The sequence below is a fragment of the Pseudarthrobacter sp. NPDC080039 genome (assembly GCF_040702335.1).
Taxonomy (GTDB): Bacteria; Actinomycetota; Actinomycetes; order Actinomycetales; family Micrococcaceae; genus Arthrobacter; species Arthrobacter enclensis_A.
In genome coordinates, this window is the sequence record NZ_JBFBKY010000061.1 from 1 (window position 1) to 3,985 (window position 3,985).

Sequence of the window (3,985 nt, forward strand, 5' to 3'; positions counted from 1 at the left end):
TGCAGGAGTATTTACCGGACTAAGTCTCCGGTTCACGGCGTGTGTCGTCGGCTCCAACGGTGTTTGGCAGGCGCATGCTTTGCTCATGAATTTCTCAGAGTCTGACTTTGCGCCTCGTCGCGTAGAGGACCTGGATGTCAGCGATCTTGGACGTGTTGTTTGCCGCGCCGGAAGTCCTGGTTTCGTCGTTGTTGACGCGTTGGAGAAGGAGTTCGGGCCAGGGACGGAGTACCTGCTCGAACTTGCGGCGACAGACTATTCGACGCAGACGATTCGAGCCTATGCCCTGTCGTTGCTGCGGTTCCTTCGATTCTTATGGGCTGTTGATTTGAGCTGGGACCGGGCTACCTCCGTGGAAGCACGCGATTTCGTGTTGTGGGCCCGCCAGGCAGAGAAGTTTGTGGGGAACCGGAACGACCCGCAACGGCGAGCCAGCCGGAACCTGGTCACAGGGAAGAAGCACCTGGGGATGCGCTACTCCCCAGCCACGATCAACCACACAACGACTGTCTGCAAGGCTTTCTATGCCTATCAGCTTCGCGTGGGCAGCGGACCCATCGTGAACCCCTTTGACCTTCGCCGTGGCCGAGCCTATGCGCACCACGCCCCTGATCAGGAGTTCATGATCGGGCGGCGGCAACCATTGCGTCAGCGCGAGCCGCACCGGGTGCCTCGGTCAATCCCGGACGGGAAGTTCAACGACCTCTTTCGCCGTTTGCGGTCCAACAGGGACCGAGCTTTGGTGGCGTTCTACGTCAGCAGCGGAGCACGGGCCAGCGAACTGCTCGGCCTGACCGGTGACCGCGTTAACGTCGGGGACCAGCTGATCGGGGTTTACCGGAAGGGAGGTCAACTGCAGTGGTTGCCCGTAGCCCCGGATGCCTTCGTCTGGCTTCGGCTCTATCAACTCGAAGGCGGTGTTGCCGGCCCGGACGAGCCAGTTTGGCTCACGTTGCGGGGCGAGCCACGACCCCTGAACTACGACGCCATGAGGGCTGTCCTGAAGCGTTGCAACGACATACTCGGAGCGAACTGGACCCTGCACGATTTACGGCACACGTTCGCGATTCGGGCGCTTGAGGGAGGGATGGGCCTTCACGAAGTCCAGGAGCTGCTGGGGCACAAGTCACTGAACACGACCACCGTTTATGCCGCCCCGCACATGGAGGACGTCATCGAGCATTACCGCACCAAAATGACCACCAAAACTCCTACTTCCGGTGATCAATCACCGGCCGGGCCACCCTATGACCCTAACGAGTTGCAGGTGCTTTGGGGGAACCAGTGAAGGCCGCACCGCCCCAGGGGACGCGCGCCGCACGGCGAAGCTGGAATGACCTCCTTCCGCTGCCGCCAGAGGAGCAAGCTCCACCTGCACCCGAACCGATCCCGCCAGGCCCACTGAACACGGCCACCATTGAAACCATCATCGACCGCCTGGCCGACTGCAGCGCCGATTGGCCCCAGGCTGAACGACGCAGGTCCCGGGTCCGGCGGATCCTCAATCACTTGAGCCAGTTGCCGGGCGAGACCTGGCAGGACCGCTGGACGTTATTCGAGAATCAGGTTGGCGATGACCGTCTGAAGTGGCGGGTCAGGATTTCAGCCGAGGCACCGTTTCCTGGAAGCAACAGCGAAATCCAGGCCCTCCACGCAGCGATGGGACCCCTGCTGGCCTTGGACGTCATGCGACCTTCCTACCCTTGGATCACTGCTCAACGCTTCGCGTTCTGGAAAGCACTGAGCCGCTTCCGGGACCCTGTTCATACTGGTGAGGTCGAACAGGCCCTGATACGTGCCACGAGTTCACCGGTCCAAGCGAACAACGGCCTGCTCACCTTGGGACGAATTCAAGCCCATACCGGCAAGTCCATCCGCCAAATCACCGCCGAAGACATCCTCGAACTGACCACACAAATGCCCGGGAGGATGATCAACTTCAGCCGGAGCGGACTGAATGCCGTTTGGCCCGCGCTGCATGGGCTGGGATGGATCAGCCACGAATCAGGGGCGATGCCCTCACGGACGCGACGGGGGCAACGAACCGCCGAGGAACTGGTCGACTACTACGGCATCACCGGTCCCTGCCGGGAGCCACTCATCCACTATCTGAAGGTGCGCTCGGCCAGCCTGGACTACTCCTCGACCTATGGCTTGGCCAGAAACCTGGCTGGCGTTTTCTTCGCCGACATCCAGAAACACTCCCCTTCCCAGCAGACGTTCGCCTTAACACCGCAGCAAACCGCTGACTGGAAGAGCCGCGTGAAATTCAAGGCCGATGGGACTCCACGCCGGGATGCCCACGCCATCTACTTCGCCGTCCGGGCGTTCTATCTCGACATCAGCCAGTGGGCTCTTGAAGACGCTTTCTGGGCTCAGTGGGCCGCCCCAACCCCCATAACCTATGCCGAAACGCGCGGTTATCTGAAGCTTCGACGCACCACCAGGGCAACCATGCAACAACGCACCCGGGAACTGGCTCCCGTCCTGCCCCGCCTGGTTGAGGCCGCTGAACAGGCCCTCCGCGCCGCCGAGGAAATCCTGGCTGCAGCCACCGCGGCTGGGGCCGGCAACAGTATCGATGTGGCCGGTGAGAGTTGGAAAGTCTTCCGGACCAGTGACCAAGCACCGGTACGGATACGTCGCAACGGGAAGGACCGGGACGTTACCTTCGAGGAAGACAACGCGTTCTGGGCCTGGGCACTGATGGAAACACTCCGCCACACAGGCGCGCGGATCGAAGAAGTCCTCGAACTCGTACATATGAGCATTCAGCCCTACAAAGTTCCGGCAACCGGGGAAACCATCCCGCTGCTGCACTTCGCCCCAAGCAAGACAGACACCGAGCGGCTCATGGTGGCCAGTCCCGAACTCGTCCATGTCCTCTACCGGATCCTCTCGCGGATAACCAAGGACACCGACGGCGCTCCTCTGACACAACGCTGGGACCCGGCCGAGAAAGTGCTCAGCTCACCCCTACCGCACCTGTTCATACGCCGCTATGGCGCTGGCCCCTACAAGGTTCTGTCACCGCCCACCGTCGCAGCGCTGCTCAATGACTTGGCAAAGCAGGCAAACATCAAAGTCGGTGGATCCGAAGTCAGGTTCACCCCACACGACTTCCGACGCATCTTCGCAACCGAAGCACTAGCCAGCGGCCTGCCACCACACATTGTTCAAGTGCTGATGGGCCACGCCAGCCTCGCCACTACCCAGGGATACGCAGCGATCTACCCCCAAGACGTCATCCGCCACCACCGGACCTTCATCGAGAAACGGCGCGTCACCCGCCCTACCGAGGAATACCGCGAACCAACAGCCGCTGAATGGGACGAATTCGAAGCCCACTTTGTCCAACGCAAACTCAGCCTAGGCAGCTGCGGCCGCGCTTACGGCACAGGCTGCCAACACGAACACGCATGCGTCCGCTGCGCCCTCCTCCGTCCGGATCCCAGCCAGATCAATCGGCTTCAAGACATCATCGACAACCTTGAAGAACGCATCATCGAAGCCGAACAACACGGCTGGCTAGGCGATGCCGAAGGGCTTCGCGTCACGCTCAACAGCGCCGAAATGAAGCTCGCACAGATGTATAAGCTGCAGAACCACCTCGACAGGGAAGTCGTCGACCTCGGGCTTCCACGAATCAAGAAATGAAGTGCTGGTCAATAATCATGGGATGGACAGAAAGCAGCTCGAACTTGCCCTCGTCGCGGAAGGTTTCCCGCCAGACGCCTACGTCATGCACGGCAGTGACCGGCACGATACGTTGAACATCGAACAGCAAGGATCCAAGTTTGTTGTCTATTACTCAGAGCGTGGGTCTCGAAGTGATGAACACGAGTTTCATTCCGAAGCTGATGCCTGCGACTACTTCCTAGAGTCAATGAGACGCACCCACCCGAAGGGAAAGCCGTCCGGATAACCGCTGGAGTCTTGACGAGGCCTAAAGGCAGCTGCGCCCAGCCTCAGTAGTCCGGATAAG

General features: G+C 60.6%; 3 protein-coding genes. 2 read left to right on the forward strand and 1 reads right to left on the reverse strand.

Features of this window, described 5'->3' with window-relative positions:
• The coding region (locus AB0313_RS21995) for a tyrosine-type recombinase/integrase (protein WP_366308454.1) at window positions 1-1,288 on the forward strand (1,288 nt) is incomplete at its 5' end.
• Window positions 1,285-3,657: a site-specific integrase gene (locus AB0313_RS22000; RefSeq protein ID WP_366308456.1), complete on the forward strand. Its 2,373-nt coding sequence runs from the start codon at window positions 1,285-1,287 to the stop codon at window positions 3,655-3,657. The genes AB0313_RS21995 and AB0313_RS22000, both read left to right, overlap by 4 nt.
• Here the strand turns inward: AB0313_RS22000 and AB0313_RS22005 are convergent.
• A complete protein-coding gene (locus AB0313_RS22005; protein WP_366308458.1) occupies window positions 3,647-3,787 on the reverse strand; it encodes a hypothetical protein in 141 nt (46 codons plus the stop codon). The two genes, AB0313_RS22000 and AB0313_RS22005, sit on opposite strands and share 11 nt — an antisense overlap.
• Window positions 3,788-3,985: the final 198 nt, after the last annotated feature.